The 20942-nt window shown below is 49.1% G+C and carries 17 protein-coding genes; 13 read left to right on the top strand and 4 right to left on the bottom strand.

What is annotated here, in order from left to right:
- The first annotated feature begins 10 nt into the window (after positions 1-10).
- The 6 genes from aceK to tadA all read left to right on the top strand — a co-directional run bounded on the left by aceK (position 11) and on the right by tadA (position 8891).
- Positions 11-1729 (top strand): bifunctional isocitrate dehydrogenase kinase/phosphatase, encoded by a 1719-nt coding sequence (gene aceK, locus JYJ62_RS06890; protein WP_205341476.1) that lies wholly within the window; start codon positions 11-13, stop codon positions 1727-1729.
- Positions 1730-1840: 111 nt separating this feature from the next.
- The gene (guaB, locus tag JYJ62_RS06895) at positions 1841-3313 is read left to right on the top strand and encodes an IMP dehydrogenase (RefSeq protein ID WP_205341477.1); all 1473 of its coding nucleotides are present in this window, start codon (positions 1841-1843) and stop codon (positions 3311-3313) included.
- An 86-nt stretch (positions 3314-3399) separates the two neighbouring features.
- On the top strand, positions 3400-4980 hold the full coding sequence (gene guaA, locus JYJ62_RS06900; RefSeq protein WP_205341478.1) for a glutamine-hydrolyzing GMP synthase: 1581 nt from the start codon (positions 3400-3402) through the stop codon (positions 4978-4980).
- Positions 4981-5355: 375 nt separating this feature from the next.
- Positions 5356-6954 carry a GMC family oxidoreductase gene (locus JYJ62_RS06905; RefSeq protein ID WP_205341479.1) on the top strand — a complete coding sequence of 533 codons (1599 nt, stop codon included), beginning with the start codon at positions 5356-5358 and terminating at the stop codon, positions 6952-6954.
- 739 nt (positions 6955-7693) lie between these two features.
- Complete coding sequence (locus JYJ62_RS06910) at positions 7694-8098, top strand: RidA family protein (RefSeq protein WP_205341480.1); 405 nt, start codon at positions 7694-7696, stop codon at positions 8096-8098.
- Positions 8099-8417: 319 nt separating this feature from the next.
- Entirely contained in the window at positions 8418-8891 is a 474-nt protein-coding gene (tadA, locus tag JYJ62_RS06915) for a tRNA adenosine(34) deaminase TadA (RefSeq protein WP_205341481.1), read from the top strand.
- Between the two features lie 4 nt (positions 8892-8895).
- Here tadA and mltF read toward each other — a convergent pair whose 3' ends face one another.
- Complete coding sequence (gene mltF, locus JYJ62_RS06920; RefSeq protein ID WP_205341482.1) at positions 8896-10374, bottom strand: membrane-bound lytic murein transglycosylase MltF; 1479 nt, start codon at positions 10372-10374, stop codon at positions 8896-8898.
- A gap of 188 nt (positions 10375-10562) precedes the next feature.
- On the opposite strand from mltF, the gene purL reads away from it, so the two are divergent.
- Positions 10563-14459 carry a phosphoribosylformylglycinamidine synthase gene (gene purL, locus JYJ62_RS06925; RefSeq protein WP_205341483.1) on the top strand — a complete coding sequence of 1299 codons (3897 nt, stop codon included), beginning with the start codon at positions 10563-10565 and terminating at the stop codon, positions 14457-14459.
- 230 nt (positions 14460-14689) lie between these two features.
- Here purL and JYJ62_RS06930 read toward each other — a convergent pair whose 3' ends face one another.
- Complete coding sequence (locus JYJ62_RS06930; protein ID WP_205341484.1) at positions 14690-15190, bottom strand: L,D-transpeptidase family protein; 501 nt, start codon at positions 15188-15190, stop codon at positions 14690-14692.
- Positions 15191-15392: 202 nt separating this feature from the next.
- On the opposite strand from JYJ62_RS06930, the gene JYJ62_RS06935 reads away from it, so the two are divergent.
- From JYJ62_RS06935 to purT, 4 genes are read left to right on the top strand one after another with little or no spacing between them, the layout of a single operon-like run.
- The gene (locus JYJ62_RS06935; RefSeq protein WP_205341485.1) at positions 15393-15995 is read left to right on the top strand and encodes a CoA pyrophosphatase; all 603 of its coding nucleotides are present in this window, start codon (positions 15393-15395) and stop codon (positions 15993-15995) included.
- A 25-nt stretch (positions 15996-16020) separates the two neighbouring features.
- Positions 16021-16554: a gamma carbonic anhydrase family protein gene (locus JYJ62_RS06940; protein WP_205341486.1), complete on the top strand. Its 534-nt coding sequence runs from the start codon at positions 16021-16023 to the stop codon at positions 16552-16554.
- On the top strand, positions 16538-16741 hold the full coding sequence (locus tag JYJ62_RS06945; RefSeq protein ID WP_205341487.1) for a DUF1289 domain-containing protein: 204 nt from the start codon (positions 16538-16540) through the stop codon (positions 16739-16741). The genes JYJ62_RS06940 and JYJ62_RS06945 overlap by 17 nt, the downstream gene beginning before the upstream one ends.
- 16 nt (positions 16742-16757) lie before the next feature.
- Positions 16758-17939 carry a formate-dependent phosphoribosylglycinamide formyltransferase gene (gene purT / locus JYJ62_RS06950; RefSeq protein ID WP_205341488.1) on the top strand — a complete coding sequence of 394 codons (1182 nt, stop codon included), beginning with the start codon at positions 16758-16760 and terminating at the stop codon, positions 17937-17939.
- Positions 17940-17962: 23 nt separating this feature from the next.
- On the opposite strand, the gene JYJ62_RS06955 is transcribed toward purT, so the two are convergent.
- Both JYJ62_RS06955 and JYJ62_RS06960 read right to left on the bottom strand, forming a co-directional pair.
- Complete coding sequence (locus JYJ62_RS06955; RefSeq protein WP_205341489.1) at positions 17963-19219, bottom strand: HlyC/CorC family transporter; 1257 nt, start codon at positions 19217-19219, stop codon at positions 17963-17965.
- Positions 19220-19231: 12 nt separating this feature from the next.
- Positions 19232-20032: a cytochrome C assembly family protein gene (locus JYJ62_RS06960; RefSeq protein ID WP_205341490.1), complete on the bottom strand. Its 801-nt coding sequence runs from the start codon at positions 20030-20032 to the stop codon at positions 19232-19234.
- 187 nt (positions 20033-20219) lie between these two features.
- On the opposite strand from JYJ62_RS06960, the gene JYJ62_RS06965 reads away from it, so the two are divergent.
- Complete coding sequence (locus JYJ62_RS06965) at positions 20220-20747, top strand: YceD family protein (RefSeq protein WP_205341491.1); 528 nt, start codon at positions 20220-20222, stop codon at positions 20745-20747.
- 12 nt (positions 20748-20759) lie between these two features.
- On the top strand, positions 20760-20942 hold the full coding sequence (gene rpmF / locus JYJ62_RS06970; RefSeq protein WP_205341492.1) for a 50S ribosomal protein L32: 183 nt from the start codon (positions 20760-20762) through the stop codon (positions 20940-20942).

The following is a 20942-nucleotide window of genomic DNA, read 5'->3' on the forward strand; positions in this document are numbered from 1 at the left end:
AGTATGACTGATGGCGATTGATTGTCCGGCTGTTGCTATAGCACGACAAATTTTAGATGGGTTTGATGACTATCGAGAGCAATTTCGTAAAATCACTAATTTAGGCCGTGAGCGTTTTGAAAAAGCTTTATGGCAAGACATTCAGGATGCTTCAGCTGAGCGTATTCAGCTGTATAAAGTCTGTGTCGAGCAGACCCAAACGTTCTTACGTGAACAGTATGGCGATGACGTGTTGCTTAACATTGGATGTTGGCCAGAGATTAAAGAATCGTATATCGGTCAAATTGATTTGCGCCTTGATGATGAGCTTTCCGAAACCTGGTTTAACTCAATTTTTAATAGCTTATTCAGTCATGATTTAATCAGTGATAAGTGCATGTTTGTGCACAGTACTCGACCTGAGCTACGCAGTAATGACGCCCCTATGCAGATTCGTACCTACCGGCCACAGGGTGATCTGGCTGCGTCTTTGCGACAAATCAGTGAAGACTATCGCTTCGCTGTGCCCTACGAGAATCAAGAGCGTGACTTGCAGCGTCTTGAGACGCAATTGCGCGCCAGCCTGCCAGATTGGGTCTGTAAAGATCCCGAGCTTTGTATTGAACTGTACAGCTCCCGTTTATATCGCAACAAGGGCGCGTATTTGGTCGGGCGGGTCTTTACTCAAGATGAGCAGTGGCCATTGGTGATGCCTATGCTGCACCGCGAAGGGCAGGGTATTCGTATGGATGCGGCGATTATTGATGAAGCCGAGGTTTCGATTATCTTCTCCTTTACCCGTTCCTATTTTATGGTACGAGTGGCCTATCCTGCTGAGTTTATTAGTTTCTTACGGCGTATTTTGCCGCGTAAACATATTTCAGAGCTGTACACCTCGATTGGCTTTTATAAGCAAGGTAAATCAGAGTTCTACCGGGCCCTGATTGATCATCTAGATAGCACTGATGATCAGTTTGTGATGGCTGCTGGGGTGCGTGGGATGGTAATGAGCGTCTTTACTTTGCCCGGTTTTAATACGGTATTTAAGATTATTAAAGACCGTTTTTCACCGTCCAAAAGCGTGACTCGAGACACCGTGATTGATCGCTATCGGATGGTGAAATATGTCGATCGTGTTGGACGCTTGGCGGATACCCAAGAGTTTGCTGATTTCCGTTTTCCCTTAGCTAAATTTGATCCTGAATGCTTGCGTGAGCTGCTAGAGGTGGCTGCCTCTACAGTGGAGGTGCAGGGCGATGAGGTTTTAGTGCGTCACTGCTGGACTGAGCGGCGTATGATTCCGCTGAATATTTATTTAGATAACGCCAATGAGCAGCAGATCAGCGATGCTTTGGAAGAGTACGGGTTGGCCATTAAACAGTTAGCAGCAGCAAATATTTTCCCCGGCGACATGCTACTGAAAAACTTTGGCGTCACTCGACATGGTCGCGTGGTGTTTTATGATTATGATGAAATCAGTTATTTGACCGAAATAAACTTCCGAAATATTCCAGAAGCGCGTTTTCCAGAAGATGAAATGTCAGCCGAACCCTGGTATTCAGTGGGCCCGCATGATGTTTTTCCAGAAGAATTCCCACGTTTTTTATTCACCGATCCAAAACAGCGTAAACTGTTTAAAGAGTTGCACGGAGACTTATTTACCGCCGCGTATTGGCAAGGGTTACAAGAGGCCATTCGCCAAGGCAAAGTGATTGATGTTTTTCCGTATAAACGTAAAGAAATTGAATGATTACGCCCTGCAAGCGCCGCTTTCGTGTGTTTGCAAGTTTAGTCGTTGAGAAGCCTAACATTGCGCGGTATAATACCGCGCTTCCAATTTTCCCGTTCGGGAGCGTGCAATATGCTGCGTATCAGCCAAGAAGCTCTGACCTTTGATGATGTATTATTAATCCCCGGTTATTCCGAGGTCTTACCCAAAGATGTCAGTTTAAAAACCCGTTTGACTCGGGGTATTGAACTCAATATTCCATTGCTCTCTGCAGCAATGGACACCGTTACTGAAGCCCGTTTGGCCATTGCTATGGCACAAGAAGGCGGCATCGGTATCATTCATAAAAACATGACAGTTGAACAGCAAGCAGCTGAAGTGCGCAAAGTAAAGCGCCATGAAACTGCGATTGTGCATGATCCTGTCACTGTGACGTCACAAACTAAAATCATTGATTTGCTAAAGCGTGCTGATGAACTGGGCTTTTCAGGCTTTCCAGTGCTGGATGCTGGTAACCAGTTGGTCGGTATCGTGACCGGTCGTGATCTGCGTTATACGCCGAATGCCGGTGACACTGTTGCCGCGATTATGACGCCGAAAGAACAGCTGATTACTGTGCAAGAAGGTACCGGACTCGAAGAGATTAAAACTAAATTGTATGAGCACCGCATCGAAAAAATGCTGGTGGTCAATGACAAGTTTCAGTTACGTGGCATGGTGACGTTCCGCGACATCGAAAAAGCTAAAAGCTACCCCTTTGCCTCGAAAGACAACCAAGGTCGTTTACGTGTCGGTGCCGCAGTCGGTACTGGCGCTGATACTGCTGAGCGTGTTGCCGCGCTTGCCGCAGCGGGTATTGATGTGATTGTTGTTGATACCGCTCACGGCCACTCTAAAGGTGTGCTGGATCGCGTGCGTTGGGTTAAGCAGAACTTCCCAGAAGTGCAAGTGATTGGCGGTAATATCGCTACTGGCGCTGCGGCTTTAGCCTTGGTTGAAGCGGGTGCTGATGCGGTTAAAGTCGGTATTGGTCCAGGTTCAATCTGCACCACACGTATTGTTGCGGGTGTTGGAGTGCCACAGATTTCAGCGATTGCTAATGTCTCTGCAGCGCTTGCAGGTACCGGTGTGCCGATGATTGCTGATGGTGGTATTCGCTTCTCTGGCGACTTATCGAAAGCGATTGTGGCAGGTGCTGACTCGGTGATGATGGGCTCAATGTTTGCCGGTACTGAAGAGTCACCAGGCGAAATTGAATTGTTCCAAGGCCGCTCTTACAAATCCTACCGTGGTATGGGCTCGTTAGGCGCCATGGCGCAAGCGCAAGGCTCATCCGATCGCTACTTCCAAGACACCAGTGGCGGTGCTGAGAAGCTTGTCCCTGAGGGCATTGAAGGTCGTGTGCCTTATAAAGGTTCAATGTCAGCGATTGTCCACCAGTTGATGGGTGGCTTGCGTGCTTCAATGGGTTACACCGGCTGTGCCACTGTTGAAGAGATGCGTACTAAGCCTGAGTTTGTACGTATTACCGGCGCAGGAATGGCTGAGTCCCATGTGCATGATGTGCAAATCACTAAAGAAGCACCGAACTATCGAGTCAGCTAAGCTGTACTCATATTCGTTAGACAAACCGCCGTATTGAGGCGGTTTGTCCTTTCATAAGTTTATAAACTGTTATTGAGACTTATCCCATGGCTGCTCAAGATATTCATGCCCATCGCATTTTAGTTTTAGATTTCGGTTCACAGTACACTCAGCTGATTGCGCGTCGTATCCGTGGTATTGGCGTGTTCTGCGAAATTCACCCGTATGATGTCAGTGAAGATGTTATTCGTGCGTTTAATCCGCGCGGAATAATCTTGTCCGGTGGTCCTGAGTCGGTGCATGTCAATGACAGTCCACGTGCGCCACAGTTGGTGTTTGATCTGCAAATTCCAGTGCTAGGTGTGTGTTATGGCATGCAAACCATGGCGCAGCAGTTGGGTGGCGAAGTACAAGGCTCGAATGTGCGTGAATTTGGTTCTGCGCGGGTCAATGTGGTGGCTGAGAACGCTTTGTTAGATGGTTTACGCGATGCTGCAACGGCGCCCTCGCCAAGCGGTCTTGATGTGTGGATGAGTCATGGCGACAAAGTCACTGTATTGCCAGAAGGTTTTACTACCATTGCCAGTACTGACAGCTGCCCGATTGCCGGTATGGCTGATGTCGCCCGCCAATACTATGGCGTGCAGTTCCATCCTGAAGTGACGCACACCACGCAAGGTGCCGAGATTCTAAGTCGCTTTGTCTTGGATATTTGTGCCTGTGAAGCGTTGTGGACACCGGCTAATATTGTCGAAGATGCAATTGCTAATGTGCGTGCACAAGTTGGTGACCGCAAAGTATTACTTGGCTTGTCGGGTGGTGTTGATTCGTCAGTGGTTGCCGCTCTATTGCACCAAGCGATTGGCGATCAATTGACTTGCGTGTTTGTTGACCATGGCTTGTTGCGCTTGCACGAAGGCGACCAGGTGATGCGTATGTTCGCTGACAATATGGGTGTTAAAGTCATCCGTGTGGATGCTGAGCAGCGTTATTTAGATTTACTCAAAGGCGAGTCAGATCCAGAAGCTAAGCGCAAAATTATTGGTCGCACCTTTATCGAAGTGTTTGATGAAGAGGCGAGCAAGTTAGAAGGCATTGATTTCCTTGCGCAGGGTACGATTTACCCTGATGTGATTGAATCAGCCGCGATTAAAAATGGTAAAGCGCATGTGATCAAATCACACCACAACGTGGGTGGCTTGCCAGAAGATATGAAGTTCCAGCTGGTTGAACCGCTGCGCGAACTGTTTAAGGATGAAGTGCGCAAGCTCGGTGTAGAGCTGGGGCTGCCGCACGATATGGTTTACCGTCATCCATTCCCAGGTCCAGGCTTAGGTGTGCGTATCTTGGGTGAAGTGACCAAAGAATATGCCGACTTATTACGACAAGCCGATCATATTTTTATCGAAGAACTGCGTAAAGCGGGTTGGTACGATAAAACCAGTCAAGCTTTTGTGGTGTTCTTGCCGGTTAAATCAGTGGGTGTCGTGGGTGATGCACGCCGTTATGCGTGGGTTGTGTCATTACGCGCGGTAGAAACCATCGACTTCATGACTGCACGTTGGGCACATTTGCCTTACGAGTTGTTGGAAACTGTTTCAGGTCGCATCATCAATGAAATCGAGGGTATTTCACGGGTGGTTTACGATGTCTCAAGCAAGCCGCCCGCAACGATCGAGTGGGAATAATTCCAAGTCAGTTATTAGCTGGTACTAACCCACATTTAAATACACTTAAGCCCATGCTCTCATGGGCTTTTTTGTTTTTGCAGGGCTTGGTTGGCTGCAACGTTGCAAGCGTCGTATCGTGACTTTAGGCGTGGCTATTTTGCGCTGAGACTACTCCATTTGGGTTAGCTGATCGAACGACTATGCTTTAGCCTTGAAGCATGAGCCTAAACAGCGTTTAGGCTGGGCAGCAGGGATGAGGCGGGCAGACGGAGCTGGAACTACAGCGCACAGTTGGGGAGTCAGCGCCTCGGCCCGATCACTTAAAAATCTGCAGTGTAGCCCTCGTTATTTTAGCGAGGGGTAAGCAACTGATCGAGGCAAATAAGAATAATTATGGCAATTCGAGCTGAGTATGATTTTATTGTTATCGGCGCTGGATCTGCGGGCTGTGTACTGGCCAACCGGCTCTCAGCCGATCCGCAGTACAAGGTCTTGTTGCTTGAGGCTGGCGGTGCAGATAACAGTCCGTTGATTCACATGCCTGCTGGCTTTTTTGTGATGCTGCAGAGCGGCAAGAATAGCTGGAACTATGTAACGGCGCCGCAGAAACATCTCAATAATCGGGTGCTAGATGACCTACGCGGTAAGGTATTGGGCGGTAGTAGTTCGATCAACGGTATGTGCTATAGCCGTGGTGCGCCGGAAATCTTTGATCTGTGGGCAAGTCTTGGTAATTCAGGCTGGTCATATAAGGATGTGCTGCCTTACTTTAAGCGTGCTGAGAACTATGAGCACGGTGAGACTGAGTTTCATGGTGGTAACGGCCCACTGCATGTGACTCAGGCGAAGATCAAAAATCTGGCGCAGTTAGCGTGGCTGGACGCGGCGCAGCAAGCAGGCTTTCCTTACAGTGACGACCACAATGGCGCGAAACCCGAGGGTTTCGGTCCCTGTGACAGCACTATCAAGAATGGACGTCGGATCAGTACCGCAGTGGCCTATTTGAAACCTATCAAAGGGCGCGTAAATCTACATATTGAGACGAATGCGCATGTCACTAAGTTGCTACTGGATGGTTTACGCGTCGTTGGCGTCGAATATCTTCAGTCCTCCGAAACTAAGCAGGCCTATGCGACACGCGAGGTTATCTGCAGTGGCGGTACCTTCCAGTCACCGCAGTTGCTGATGTTATCTGGGATCGGTGATGCGGATCACCTGCGCTCGGTCGGGATTGAACCTGTTGTCGACTTAAAAGGTGTAGGGCAGAACCTGCATGATCATGTCGGTACTTCGGTACAAATGACCTGTCCCTTGCCCGTGACCGATTACAAACTGGTGAGCAGTAATGTAGCTAAAGTGACTGCCGGTATTCGCTATCTCTTGACCCGTGGCGGCCCTTTGGCCAGCAACAGCATCGAAGCAATCGCCTATTTGCGTTCTGCTGCTCCGGGTCATGATGAACTTGATCTCAAGTACTATCTGGTACCGATACTTACTGGCAGAGGTGAGCCTGCTAAAGAGCATGGGGTGACCAATCTGGTTATTTTGACACGACCAGAAAGCCGTGGGCAATTACGCTTGCGTTCAGCTGATCCGCTGGATAAACCGATCATTGATGCTAATTATTTGGCCGACGAGCGTGATCGAGACGTGCTACGACGCGGTGTTAGAATCGCCCGAAAGATCTTTGCGCAACCGGCCTATGATCGCTACCGTGGTAGAGAGTATCTTCCCGGAGCAGAATGTACGAGTGACGAGGATCTTGATACGTTCTTCCGCGACACCTGTCATGTTAACTATGAGGCAGTCGGTACCTGCAAAATGGGCCATGACGAACTCGCAGTAGTGAACGATAAGTTGCAAGTGCATGGCATCGAAGGGCTGCGGGTGGTTGATGGCTCGGTGATGCCGAGAATTACCACAGGCGACCCCAGTGCGACGATTATTATGATCGCGGAAAAAGCTGCTGATCTGATTCTTGAGCTGGCATGAGCTTAAACAGGGATGAATCAACAACAGACAGTGGAACTGGTAAGAGCTTGCGGGTGCTTAGGCGCAAGAGGTTGGCTCTAGCCGTTCACTGTGCTGGCGATACGCTCCAGACGATGCCGGACAGCCTATAAAAAACTGGGCATAGTGTTTTTTATGGCATTTGCAGCCGATCGATGCCTAAATTGCTGCAATACAAACGCCCGATACAGTGTATCGGGCGTTTTGACTGAAAAGGCGTCAACCTATTTCAGGTCTAGGCACGAGGTCGTTCTTATGGAGCGGGTTAATGCCTGTTGAGTTGATTAAGCAAGATCTGTCTTCAGGTCGAGCGAGACATTCGCTGATAAGAATTTCCTCTCCCTAGTTCTAGCTGGTTGCGTGGTATCAAATATGTATACGGCAGCAACCATGCCAAGCTAGGATAATTATCCTATGTTATTGATTTATAAGATATTTTGTTGTTTGTGAATAACGGTCAAATAGAGCTAGTATTCCAATGTGGACTATATAATTCATTTGAGAAGGCTACATTCTGCGTTTTCTTGGTTTGCCATGTGACTGTGTGATGACTCTTTCATTTGTTGTGGCAGGTTTTCATTCTGAAACATCACAGCTGGTTATGACCGTCTTGTATTGAGGCGAAACTCATATAAAACAATCGCTTGAGCATAACCGTTGATCGCTGGCTCAGATCTTGCTCTGTCTTGCTTGAAATACTATCTTGTCAGGAGTGCGAGTTATGTCTGAAAAAATGCAACGAATCCGTACCGCTATTGATCCTTTTGAGTCCTTTGCTATATCTCAGGCCATTGCCGTGGGTGAATGGTTGTTCGTATCAGGTCAAGCGGCGCTAAATGATCAGGGTCAGTTGATTGGCGAAGGCGATTTCCAGGCTCAAGCTGAAGCTGCTTTCGATTGCTTGGCCAATGTATTAGCTGCGGCTGATTCAGGGCTAGAGGATGTGGTCAAAGTCACCTTGTTTCTTACCGATATAAGTTATTTTCCGCAAGTCGTTGAGCTTCGTAAGCGTTACTTCAGCAAACCTTATCCGGCCGACACGATCGTCGAGGTAAGTCAGCTCGGACTGCCAGCATTAATGTTTGAGATCGAAGCCATCGCTGTGCGAGGAGCAGGAATTAAATGATGGCAGGAGAGGTTCGTCTGAGCAGTTATCTAAGTGGGCGTTCGCATAGACCTGGGTTGTACTCATGACTCAATCAGCCTTATGAAGCTTTATTTTCTGCGGCGATCTGGAGAGAATCCGTATACACTTCATCCATTCAGCGGCAAGAAAAGATGATTGATAGGGCATAGCAGGTAAACTCTGGAATGAGGGGGTATCTGTTGTGTAAGTGAGCCCTATTGTAGATGGAATGATTCAGCTTTAATTGATTTGAATGACTGAACTATAAGCGGCGAGCCTCAGCGATGTGGTTCGCCGTTTTCTTATCTAGAGAAGAACTATGATGCAAGAACATGATTGTCAGCGGATACAGGATGAGCTGTTTATGCGTGAAGCGTTACGCTTAGCAGAGCAGGGTGCGGTTTTGGGTGAGGTGCCAGTGGGTGCGGTATTGGTGCAAGATGGCGAGATTATTGGTCGTGGTTTTAACAGTCCAATTAGTAGCAACGATCCCAGTGCGCATGCTGAAGTTCAGGCGATCCGTGCTGCCTCCATTCAATTGCAAAATTATCGCCTGCCGGACACCACGCTGTATGTAACCCTAGAACCTTGCCACATGTGTGCTGGTTTAATTGTGCATGCGCGCGTTGCTCGAGTGGTCTTTGCCGCTAATGAGCCGCGTGCCGGTGCGTTAGAGAGTCAAGGCTGCTTCTTTTCTCAGCCGTTTTTGAATCATCATGTCGAAATGAACGGGGGCGTGCTGGCGCAGGAGTCAGCACAAATGCTCAGGGCGTTTTTTAAAGCGCGGCGCTAAACTTTTATTTTGGGAGAATAACGGCCGGATCGGCAGGTGCTGTGTTGTTATCCTGCGGTTCTACGCCAGGCACATGAGTGGTGCCGCTGATGATGTTGGTACCTTCGATTTGTGGTTGAGTCACCCAGGTTAAAATATCGTAATAACGTCGGATATTATTGACGAAATGTACCGGTTCACCGCCGCGCGCATAACCGTAACGGGTTTTGCTGTACCACTGTTTTTGCGCCAAACGCGGCAGTATGGTTTTAACATCCAACCATTTGTTTGGATTGAGCCCTTCAGCTGCGGTCAATTTGCGCGCATCGTCAAGGTGACCCATGCCAACGTTATAGGCGGCGAGAGCAAACCAGATGCGGTCGGCTGGATAAATACTCTCGGGGAGTTGTGAGATCAATAAAGCAATGTAACGTGCGCCGCCTTGGATGCTTTGTTTGGGGTTGAGACGATCTTTGACGCCCATGGCTTGTGCGGTACGTTGGGTCAGCATCATTAAGCCGCGCACACCAGTTTTTGAGGTGGCGGTCGGCAGCCAGTGCGATTCTTGGTAGCCCATTGCCGCCAGTAAACGCCAGTCCACAGCATGCTCTTTGGCCGCATCACGGAAGGCTGTTTCATAGTTGGGTAGACGTTGTTGCAAGTGCCGAGCAAAGGCATAGGCGCCTACATAACCGAGGGTGTCGACGTGCCCGTAATAACGCTCGGTCAGACGCTGCAATAGCCCCGATTGTTTAGCGCTGTCTAGAAAACGATTAATTTCATTGAGTAGGCTGACGTCATCGCCAGCGGCCACCGCCCAACTCAGTTGATGGTGACTTTGTAAGGTAAAACCCACGCGGATATTGGGAAAGTACACTTGGTTCATGGCGACTTGGTTGGAGTTGACTAGAGTCAGGTCGATCTGTTGCTCGTCGACCATACGCAGCAAGTCAACACTCTCGACTTGATCAGAGACAGCGTAGTCCAGTTCTGGATAGTCTTTTTTTAGAGTTTTTAGGTTGTCTTCGTGAATGCTGCCTTTAAGAGCCAGCACGCTTTTCCCAATAAGATCCTTTGCTTGTTTGGGGCGCGGATTCTTTTGGTGGTAAATAATTTGTGATGAAACGTCTAAGTAGGGATCGGAAAAACGCGCAGTGGTTAAACGCTCAGGACTCGAAACTAAGCCGGCGGCGGCGAGGACAGGACCGTTTTCAGTGCCTAGGCTACTAAACAGCTGATCGATATTGTCAGCTGTATCAATCTTTAACTCGACGCCAAGTTGCTTAGCAAAGTGTCTAACCAGCTCATACTCAAAACCGGTATCACCATTGCGGTCTCGGAAATAGGTGGAGGGGCTATTACGGGTAATAACATGCAAGGTTCCCTGCTCTTGAATACGCTCAAGAGTTGTTGGTGGTTTGCCGCAACCGTTTAGCGCAATAAGCAAGCTAGCTGCGCAGCTCAGCAGAAGACAGCGAATGGGGGCGAGTGTCAGTGAATGCATGGGCGCAGTATACGCAAATGCAGGTTACTCCAGCAAAGAAAAGCAGTTGCGAGCGCTGACCGTTGTTCTCAAACAAGTTTGCGTGTGTTGCAATAAATGTCTAAACGGCAGATTTGGATGGTTATTTGTTGCTATGCGGACTAGAATATCCGCCCATTTAATACAACTTTTTCGAGGCTGTCACGACGATGCTGATCTTGCGCGGCGCTCCTGCCCTTTCTGCTTTTCGCCACGAGAAACTTTTTGAACAATTACGTCAGAAGGTTCCCTCTGTCAGCGGTTTGTACGCTGAGTTTGCTCATTTTGTTGAGGTTTCAGCTGCGCTAAGCAGTGAAGAAGGCCAAGTCCTTAGCCGTTTGCTGAAGTACGGCCCGAGTGTGCCAAGCCAAGAGCCAAGCGGACGCCTGTTTTTAGTGGTGCCACGTTTTGGCACTATTTCGCCGTGGTCCAGTAAAGCGACTGATATCGCTAAAAACTGTGGTCTGGCCAAAGTACAGCGCATTGAGCGCGGCATGGCGTATTACATTAGCGGTGATTACAGCGATGCTGAAACACAGTTGATCGCAGCTACGTTACATGACCGTATGACTCAGTTGGTCTTGGGCGCGATGGAAGAAGCCTCAGCTTTGTTTAGTCATGCACAACCGCGTCCATTAGCGGTGGTTGATGTGCTGCAAGGTGGTATCGAAAGCCTTGAGAAGGCTAACCGTGAATTGGGCTTGGCGCTGGCTGAAGACGAAATTGAATACTTAGTCAGTAACTTCAAAAAACTGGGCCGCAATCCACATGACATTGAGTTAATGATGTTTGCTCAAGCGAACTCTGAGCATTGTCGGCATAAGATCTTTAATGCTAGTTGGGATGTTGATGGCCAAGCGCAAGAGAAATCTTTATTTGCGATGATTAAAAACACCTTCCAAATGAACAGTGAAGGTGTGTTATCAGCCTATAGCGATAATGCTTCAGTGATTGAAGGCTTTACTGCTGGACGTTTCTTCCCCGATTCAGTGACGGGTGAATATGCTGCGCATCAAGAGCCGATTCATATCTTGATGAAAGTTGAAACCCATAACCACCCCACTGCGATTGCGCCGTTCCCAGGTGCTTCAACCGGTTCCGGCGGTGAGATTCGTGACGAAGGTGCTACGGGTCGCGGTTCTAAACCGAAAGCGGGTTTAACTGGTTTTACTGTCTCTAACCTCAATATTCCAGGCTACATCCAACCGTGGGAAGTCCCGTACGGCAAGCCGGAGCGCATTGTCACTGCTCTGGATATCATGCTTGAAGGCCCGCTCGGTGGCGCGGCGTTTAATAATGAGTTTGGTCGTCCGGCTATTACTGGTTATTTCCGTACCTTTGAGCAATCCATTACCACGCCACGTGGTGAAGAAGTTCGTGGTTACCATAAGCCGATTATGTTGGCGGGCGGACTCGGTAATATCCGCGCCGAGCACGTGCAGAAAGATGATATTGCCGTCGGCAGTAAATTAATCGTACTGGGCGGCCCCGCCATGTTGATTGGTTTGGGTGGCGGCGCAGCATCATCGATGACCACAGGTACTTCATCAGCTGACTTAGACTTTGCTTCAGTGCAGCGCGAAAATCCAGAAATGGAGCGTCGTTGCCAAGAAGTGATTGACCGTTGCTGGCAGTTGGGTGCCGATAACCCGATTAGCTTTATTCATGACGTCGGTGCTGGTGGTTTATCCAACGCCTTTCCTGAGTTAGTCAATGATGCAGGCCGTGGCGGTATCTTTAACTTGCGCAATATTCCTAATGACGAGCCAGGCATGAGCCCGCTGGAAATTTGGTGTAATGAGTCGCAAGAGCGCTATGTGATGGCGGTCAAGCCAGAGAATTTAGAGCGTTTCGCGGCGATTTGTGAGCGTGAGCGTTGCCCTTATGCGGTAGTCGGTGAGGCGACTGAAGAGCGTCATCTCACCGTCGCTGATAGCCACTTCGGTAATAATCCAGTGGATATGCCGCTTGAAGTCTTGCTCGGCAAGCCGCCACGCATGCACCGTACAGTGACGCGTGAAGAAGAGCTGGCTGATGGTTTTGCTGATGCGCAGTACAGCTTAAAAGAAGCAACGGATCGTATTTTGCGCCACCCAGCCGTGGGTAGCAAAAGCTTCTTAATCACTATCGGTGACCGCAGTGTTACTGGCTTGGTCGCCCGTGATCAGTTTGTTGGTCCATGGCAAGTGCCAGTGGCGGATTGTGCAGTTACCGCGAGCAGCTTTGATGCGTATGTTGGTGAAGCCATGGCGATGGGTGAGCGTACGCCGCTTGCCGTCTTAGATGCGCCTGCATCGGGTCGGATGGCAGTGGGTGAGGCGGTGACTAACCTGGCAGCTGCACGTATTAACAAAATTTCTGATATTCGCTTATCAGCCAACTGGATGGCCGCAACCGGTCACCCAGGTGAAGATGCACGACTGTATGACACCGTGCAAGCGGTCGGTATGGAGTTGTGTCCTGCGCTGGGGATTACTATCCCAGTGGGTAAAGACTCAATGTCGATGAAAACCAGCTGGCAGGATGAAGGTGTTGATAAATCAGTCACTTCACCGCTGTCGCTGGTGATCACCGGTTTTGCGCCAGTGCCAGATATCCGTCAAACGCTAACTCCGCAATTGCGCCTAGATAAAGGTGATAGTGCATTAGTGTTGATTGATTTGGGCCGCGGTCAAAATCGTTTAGGCGCGTCGATTTTTGCCCAGGTCTACAGTCAGATTGGTCAGCAGACGCCCGATGTCGACAGTGCTGAAGACCTCAAAGCCTTCTTTGCTACGATTCAAAGTCTCAATGCTCAACAGTGTTTATTGGCCTACCATGATCGTTCTGATGGTGGCTTGTTCACTACAGTATTGGAAATGGCTTTTGCCGGTCACTGTGGTTTAGATATCAACCTTGATGCGTTGAATATCACGGTTGAGCAAGTCAATGCGACCTTACTCTGTGAAGAGTTGGGTGCTGTGGTGCAAGTGCTAAGCAGTAATCTTGATGCTGTTGTGGCTGCCTTTACGCAAGCCGGTTTAGCTGAGTGTGTGAGCGTTATTGGTCGCCCAGTTGCTGGTGATGCAGTGAAAGTCAGCCTCGCTGGCCAGAGTGTCTTTAGCGGTGAGCGTCGCTTGCTGCAACGTACTTGGACTGAAACCAGTTATCAGATTCAGCGTCTGCGTGATAACGCTGAATGTGCCGAGCAGGAATTTGAGGCGTTGCTGGATCAGGAAGACCCAGGTTTATCCACCAAGTTGACCTTTGATATTAATGCTGATATCAGCGCACCCTATATCAAAAAGGGCTTGCGTCCACGTGTTGCTGTACTGCGTGAGCAGGGTGTTAACGGTCATGTGGAAATGGCTGCAGCCTTTGATCGCGCCGGTTTCACTGCTGTCGACGTGCACATGAGTGATGTGTTGGCCGGACGCGTTGATCTGGAAACCTTCAAAGGTTTAGTCGCTTGCGGTGGCTTCTCTTATGGTGACGTATTAGGTGCCGGTGAAGGTTGGGCTAAGTCTATTCTGTTTAACAGCCGTGCTCGTGATGCGTTCTCAGCGTTCTTTGCTCGTGACGACAGTTTCACTTTAGGTGTATGCAACGGTTGCCAGATGCTCTCCAACCTTAATGAGCTGATTCCAGGTTCAGAGTTCTGGCCGCGTTTTGTGCGTAACCATTCTGAGCAGTTTGAAGCCCGTGTGGCGATGGTTGAAGTGCAGCAATCAGCGTCGATTTTCTTACAAGGTATGGCAGGTTCGCGCATGCCGGTAGTGGTTGCGCACGGTGAAGGGCATGCCGAGTATGCCAGTCAAGATGCTTTGCTGGATTCGGATGTATCGGGTTGTGTGAGTCTGCGCTATGTTGATAATTACGGCAAAGTGACGGAGCGTTATCCAGCTAACCCAAATAGTTCGCCAAAGGGTATTACCGGTTTAACCAACCGTGATGGCCGTGTGACTATTATGATGCCGCACCCTGAGCGTTTATTCCGTACAGTACAAAACTCTTGGCACCCAGATGAGTGGCAAGACGATGGTGCATGGTTACGTATGTTCCGCAATGCTCGTGTTTGGGTTGACTAAGTCAGCTTGCTAACAGCCACAACGCCGCTGCCAGTCAGCGGCGTTGTGCTATCTGGATGATGTGTTTGTTGTTTGCTGTTGTACATGTCGTGCTTCGGGGTAGGTGTTTCTCCGTCGATGAACCCGTCCGAGGTTCAGCTCTGGCGCTACGCCGAATTGCACCAGGAAGGCGCATTGAGGGAAGAGCGGCATTAACACAGTACGGCATGCGCCAATCATGCTTTTGCTCTTTAAGGGCGAATCTCAATTAAAGTGCCGTCTTTTACGCTGCTCCAGACTTCCTGCATATCAGGATTGGTTAAAGCGATACAGCCTTCGGTCCAATCTAAGGTGCTAAAAAACCATTCTGGATACTCTTCGTCGTTAGGTGTGCCGTGCAGCATAATCATACTGCCGGGTGGTAAGCCGGTTTCTTCCGAGCGTTTAAGGTCATTGGCGTTTGGATAGGAAATATGCATGGATAAATTAAAATTATTACTGTGCTTGCGCCAGTTAATCCAATACAAACCTTCAGGAGTGCGTTGGTCGCCCTCGTATTGTTTGGGGCCCGGTTTTTTACCCAGAGATACACGATAGGACTTTACCACTGTACCGCGATGCATTAAATGCAAAGTGCGCTCAGATTTAACCACCAGAACCTTGTCAATATGAGGTGCAGTCGTGCTGTTGGCTGAGTTGGCGTGGGTCAGAATAGGTAACGCGAACAACAGGGCAATAAGTAAAGTACGCATAAAAAATATTCCGAAATATACCTAAAGCTACAGCGGGTCTAGGCTGAGTACGTGCGGCAGCTATTCTAATGGCTTTATCTGTGACTTGCGATCTGTTCGCGATATATTAAACGCATACTTTTGGTCTAGCAGTGGATAAGTCACTTGGGTGCAGCGCAGGGTTCTGGCATGATGAATAGTCATCGAGGTGTAGAGCATACCTATGTTAAATAATGTTGCACAACGTATACAGAGTTACTCTCCGCGCCCTTTGCTGTTGCCGCCGTATGCGCGCGAAGCAGCAGTACTGATGCCGCTGACCCGCTCTGAAAATCCAGAGTTGGTATTAACTTTGCGAGCACAGAATCTGTCGACGCATGGTGGTGAGGTCGCTTTTCCTGGTGGTCGTCGTGATCCTGAAGATTATGATTTGATTCGTACCGCTTTGCGCGAAGCGCAAGAAGAAGTCGGTTTAGCGCCAGACTTGGTTGAAGTGGTGGGACCCTTGAGTGAGTTGGTTTCGCGCCATGGTATTAAAGTCACACCCTATGTTGGTTTTGTTCCGGATCGTCTTGAATATCAAGCGAATGCTGGCGAGATTGCTTCAGTGTTCTCAGTGCCGCTCGAGTTTTTTACTACAGACCCGCGTGACTATACTCACCGTATCGATTATTTGGGCCAGACTTGGTATGTGCCGAGCTATCAGTTTGGAGACTATAAGATCTGGGGGTTGACCGCGGTAATGGTGGTCGAGTTGGTGAATCTGGTCTACGACACGCAGATTGACTTGTTTGAGCCGCCGCAGTTGCGTAAAAAAGAGCTCTAAATAACAACTATAAAAGGAATGACTGATGAAATACCGTTTAGCTGATAGTCGAGTTGATGCTCATCCAGAGAGTTGGATTGCGCCTACTGCCGCAGTGATTGGTAAAGTGCGTTTGGATGCTGGAGCCAGCGTTTGGTTTAGTGCCGTATTACGTGGCGATAATGAATTAATCCATATTGGTGAGAACAGCAATGTTCAAGATGGCACAGTAATGCACACCGATATGGGTTGGCCATTGACCTTAGGTAAGGGTGTTACTGTCGGCCATAATGCGATGTTGCACGGCTGCACGGTGGGTGACCATAGCTTAATTGGAATTGGTGCAGTGATTCTTAATGGTGCCAAAATTGGTAAGCATTGCATTATTGGTGCCAACAGCTTGATCCCTGAAGGCAAAGAAATTCCTGATGGCAGTTTGGTGATGGGCTCACCCGGTAAGGTCGTGCGCGAGCTGACTGAGCAGCAAAGAAGTATGCTAGAAGCCAATGCGTTGCATTATGTGCATAATGCTCAGCGTTATGCCAAAGAGTTACAGGTCGATAATGACGATACCCCCTAAGCCGCGTGAGAAACCGATCAAGTCGCCCTGCATTAGCCTATGCGCATTAGATATCAATGATATTTGCATGGGCTGTCAGCGCAGCGGCGAGGAGATCAGTCGCTGGGGCACTATGAGCAATCAGCAACGCCGCGAAGTGCTTGAGCAAATTGAGCGGCGCGCTCGCCAGCAAGGTTTACTGAATTAATCAATGAGGATATGCAATGCCCCGTATAGGAACGCCGCTCTCTGCTAGTGCAGTGCGTGTTTTACTTTGTGGCTCAGGTGAGTTGGGTAAAGAAGTTGCCATTGAGTTGCAACGCTTTGGTGTTGAAGTGATCGCGGTTGATCGCTACGCTAATGCTCCCGCGATGCAAGTGGCGCATCGCAGTCACGTGATTAATATGCTTGATGATGCCGCCTTACGTGCGGTGATTGAGTTGGAGCAGCCGCACTATATCGTCCCTGAGATTGAAGCGATTGCGACTGCCACTCTAGTGGCTTTAGAGGCTGAAGGCTTTACGGTGATCCCAACTGCACGTGCTGCACAGTTGACCATGGATCGTGAAGGTATTCGTCGTCTTGCGGCGGAAGAGCTGGCGCTGCCGACTTCACCCTATTGCTTTGCTGATAATTACGCTGAATATTGTGCAGGTGTCGAGCAGGTCGGCTATCCGTGTGTGGTTAAGCCGTTGATGAGTTCGTCTGGCAAAGGACAGAGCGTGTTGCGCAGTGCGGCCGATTTAGAGTCTTCTTGGCGGATTGCCCAAGAGGGTGGGCGCACCGGTGCAGGGCGGGTGATTGTTGAAGGCTTTATTGATTTTGATTATGAGATCACCTTGCTGACGGTGCGTCATATTGATGGCAGCAGTTTTTGCCAGCCGATTGGTCATTTGCAAGAGCGTGGTGATTACGTTGAGTCGTGGCAGCCGCAGGTCATGAGTGCTACTGCGTTAGCTGAGGCGCAACGTATCGCACAAAGCATTACGGATGCCTTAGGCGGACGTGGTGTGTTTGGTGTTGAGCTGTTTGTAAAAGGTGATCAGGTCTGGTTCAGTGAAGTATCGCCACGTCCGCACGACACGGGTTTAGTGACCTTGATGTCGCAAGATTTATCTGAGTTTGCTCTACATGCGCGGGCTATTTTAGGTTTGCCGATTCCGGCGATTCGACAAATGGGCGCGACTGCGTCAGCGGTGATTTTGGTTAAAGGGCATTCCACGCAAACAGGCTTTGCTGGTTTGGCGCACGCCTTACAAGAGCCGGATACTGCACTACGCTTATTTGGTAAGCCCGCCGTGGAAGGTGAGCGCCGTATGGGTGTTGCTTTAGCGCAGGCCTCAACTGTTGACGCTGCGCGTGAAAAAGCGTTGCGGGTGGTGCGTAACATCAACGTTGAGTTGTAATAGCGAGAGTAGAAGTCACTGGGTTACTCGCTGCTCCATAAGCGTGCGCGACTGACCCGGTTATCTTTGATCTCTAGAGTTTCTAAATAGTAGGGGCCGGCCTGGATGCAGACGGCGCCTTCCGGAATAAACTCGAGAATCTCGGTGATTAAACCGTTTAGAGTTTTTGGTCCATCGCTGGGTAATTCCCACTCCAGCGCTTTATTGATATCACGAATATAGGCTGCACCATCAATGGTGTAGCTGCCGTCACTGAGTTGACGGATTTCTGGAGTTGCGCGTCTGTCATGATCGCTAAACTCGCCAACAATCTCTTCAAGAATATCTTCCAAGGTCACAATGCCTTCTACGTCGCCGTACTCATCCACCACAATGCCGATACGACGTTTATGTTTTTGGAAGTTGAGTAGCTGGGTAGAAAGCGGTGTGCTTTCCGGTACAAAATACGGATCGCTGCAGGCTTCTTGTAGGTCATCATGAGTGAGCTTGTTAAGGGTCAGTAAACGAGCAATTTGGCGCATATGAATCACGCCAATAATCTGGTTGATATTCTCACGATACAGCGGCAAGCGTGTATGCGTAGTGGTACGCAGTTGCCAAATGATTTGATCTAAGTTGCTATTGAGGTCAATGCCGAATACTTCATTACGCGGAATCATAATGTCATTGACTGTGACATTTTCCAGGTCAAGGATGCCGAGCAGCATATCTTGGCGATTGCCGGGTAACTCTTGACCTGCTTCGCGCACTACGCTGCGTAACTCTTCTGTCGATAGACTTTCAGATGAATGGTGGCGCGTATCAATGCCAAATAAGCGCAGTAAGCCATTACTGATGGCGCCTGTCAGCCAGACAATGGGGTATAGCGGTGTCATCAATAGCAGAATTACTCGGCTAGCGGGGAAGGCAATCAGCTCCGGGCGCAAAGCAGCGAGTGTTTTCGGGGTGATTTCACCGAAAATTAGAATCACAATGGTCAGGGCTGTGGTGGCTATGACTACGCCAGCATCCCCCCACAGTTCTACTGCGATAACTGTGGCGATGGATGCGGCGAGAATATTTACCACATTATTGCCGACTAAAATCGTACCCAGTAAGCGATCTGGCGTGCTGAGGAGTTGTTGTGCGCGTTGTGCGCTACGGTTTCCTTCGCGGCTCAGGTGGCGCAGTCTGTAGCGATTTAAGGTTAATAGGCCCGTTTCCGAGCTGGAGAAAAACGCAGAACAAATAATCAGAAAGAACAGCAGGCCTAATAGATAGCTGATGTGCATATCGTCCACAAGCAAAGAGCCTCAAATAACTAAAATAAATTCACGGACTAATTTGCTGCCAAAGTAGGCCAGCATCAATAGGAAAAAGCCGGCTATTGTCCAGCGAATGGCTTTATGTCCGCGCCAGCCAAGCTGATAGCGACCCCATAAGAGGATGCCAAAAACCAGCCAAGCGATGCACGATAGCAAGGTTTTGTGGACCAAATGTTGAGCGAATAAGCTATCAAGGAACATCCAGCCCGTCACCAGTGACAAGGACAGTAGTAACCAGCCAGCCCATAAGAAGCCAAACAAGAGGCTTTCCATGCTTTGCAGTGGCGGGAAGTGCTTAATTAAGGTGGAGACAGGGCGCTTGCGCAACTGTTGGTCTTGAATGAGGAGGATCATTGACTGAAATACAGCAATGGTGATCATGCCGTAGGCTAGGATGGAAAATAGAATATGGGCCAAGATGCCCGGCGCTTCATTGATCGGCTGCAGATGACCTTGCGGTAAAAACTGTGAGCAGATAACAGTGGTTGCGCCTAAACTGAGTAGCGGTAATAACAGTATGTGTACTGGCATGCGGGTTAAGCACAGTAGGACTAAGCCAATAATGGAAAAGGCGATTAAGCTGGATGCATTAAATAGGCTTAAAACTAGGCCTTGCTCTGACAGTAGCAGGGTAAATAGATGTATACCGTGCGCAGCAAAGCCAATTAAGGTCAGGCTGGTCACCAGTACCTTATTAAAGGGCGCGCGCCGCCATAAGCAGTTCACCAAGTATAAACAGGTCGCGCCATAAAAAAATGCAGCCAATAGACTAGAAAACAGAGTGGACATAAGACCTTATAAAATAATTTCTATAGATTGAGTTTGGCATATAATACATCAGCGTAGAAACAATATTTACTTTGCTGCGCTGTGCGGTTCAATGTTCCCAACCTTTTATGAGCTAGGCAATGATTGATTGAGCTAAAGGACAATATCCTTTGACAGTTGCCAAGTCTATCCATAGAATATCGCGCCTATGATAAATGCACCGATTCCTCCTCACGTTGATCCGCGAAAACTTGCAGATCGTGGTATCACCTTAACCGGTGACGTTCCTCTATCTGATTTTTCTAGGGTCTGCGAATTGCTGACAGACACTTCCGGACTTGTTCGGGTAGCGTTTGAGTTTAGCCGCGACGAGCAGAAAGTAGCAGTAATGCAACTTAAGCTTGAATCGGAGGTTAGGATGATTTGCCAGCGTTGCTTGGATGAAGCGGTCATACCTGTCAGTGGTGAGTATCTATATGCCATTGTTGTACCTGGCACAGAAGAAGCACACTTCCCGCAAGGGTATGACGTACTTGAAGTAGGTGAAGAGCCTTTGGATGTATTGGCATTGATTGAGGATGAGTTATTACTCGCTTTGCCCATTGTCCCGATGCACCCGCCTGAAGAATGCCAGCAACCGGCTGGACTCATCGAGTCCGAGACGAGCAAGAATGCGGTTAAAAGGTCCAACCCATTCAGTGTATTGGCGCAATTAAAGCGTGACCCAAACGTTTAGGAGTTAATAATTATGGCTGTTCAGAAAAGCAAGAAATCCCGTTCCGCACGTGACATGCGCCGTTCACACGACGCACTAACCGCAAGCACTTTGACTGTAGAGCAAAGCACTGGCGAAATGCGTTTACGTCACCACGTATCACCAGAAGGTGTTTATCGTGGTCGTCAGGTGATCGCGAAGGATTCTGCTGAGTAA

Origin of the sequence: Denitrificimonas caeni, from assembly GCF_905120345.1 — a bacterium.
In the GTDB taxonomy this organism is placed as follows: Bacteria; Pseudomonadota; Gammaproteobacteria; order Pseudomonadales; family Pseudomonadaceae; genus Denitrificimonas; species Denitrificimonas caeni_A.

Coding starts and splice junctions, on each gene's coding strand:
- aceK (WP_205341476.1), top strand. CDS start 11: ATGGCGATTGATTGTCCGGCTGTTGCTATAGCACGACAAATTTTAGAT.
- guaB (WP_205341477.1), top strand. CDS start 1,841: ATGCTGCGTATCAGCCAAGAAGCTCTGACCTTTGATGATGTATTATTA.
- guaA (WP_205341478.1), top strand. CDS start 3,400: ATGGCTGCTCAAGATATTCATGCCCATCGCATTTTAGTTTTAGATTTC.
- JYJ62_RS06905 (WP_205341479.1), top strand. CDS start 5,356: ATGGCAATTCGAGCTGAGTATGATTTTATTGTTATCGGCGCTGGATCT.
- JYJ62_RS06910 (WP_205341480.1), top strand. CDS start 7,694: ATGTCTGAAAAAATGCAACGAATCCGTACCGCTATTGATCCTTTTGAG.
- tadA (WP_205341481.1), top strand. CDS start 8,418: ATGATGCAAGAACATGATTGTCAGCGGATACAGGATGAGCTGTTTATG.
- mltF (WP_205341482.1), bottom strand. CDS start 10,374: ATGCATTCACTGACACTCGCCCCCATTCGCTGTCTTCTGCTGAGCTGC.
- purL (WP_205341483.1), top strand. CDS start 10,563: ATGCTGATCTTGCGCGGCGCTCCTGCCCTTTCTGCTTTTCGCCACGAG.
- JYJ62_RS06930 (WP_205341484.1), bottom strand. CDS start 15,190: ATGCGTACTTTACTTATTGCCCTGTTGTTCGCGTTACCTATTCTGACC.
- JYJ62_RS06935 (WP_205341485.1), top strand. CDS start 15,393: ATGTTAAATAATGTTGCACAACGTATACAGAGTTACTCTCCGCGCCCT.
- JYJ62_RS06940 (WP_205341486.1), top strand. CDS start 16,021: ATGAAATACCGTTTAGCTGATAGTCGAGTTGATGCTCATCCAGAGAGT.
- JYJ62_RS06945 (WP_205341487.1), top strand. CDS start 16,538: ATGACGATACCCCCTAAGCCGCGTGAGAAACCGATCAAGTCGCCCTGC.
- purT (WP_205341488.1), top strand. CDS start 16,758: ATGCCCCGTATAGGAACGCCGCTCTCTGCTAGTGCAGTGCGTGTTTTA.
- JYJ62_RS06960 (WP_205341490.1), bottom strand. CDS start 20,032: ATGTCCACTCTGTTTTCTAGTCTATTGGCTGCATTTTTTTATGGCGCG.
- JYJ62_RS06965 (WP_205341491.1), top strand. CDS start 20,220: ATGATAAATGCACCGATTCCTCCTCACGTTGATCCGCGAAAACTTGCA.
- rpmF (WP_205341492.1), top strand. CDS start 20,760: ATGGCTGTTCAGAAAAGCAAGAAATCCCGTTCCGCACGTGACATGCGC.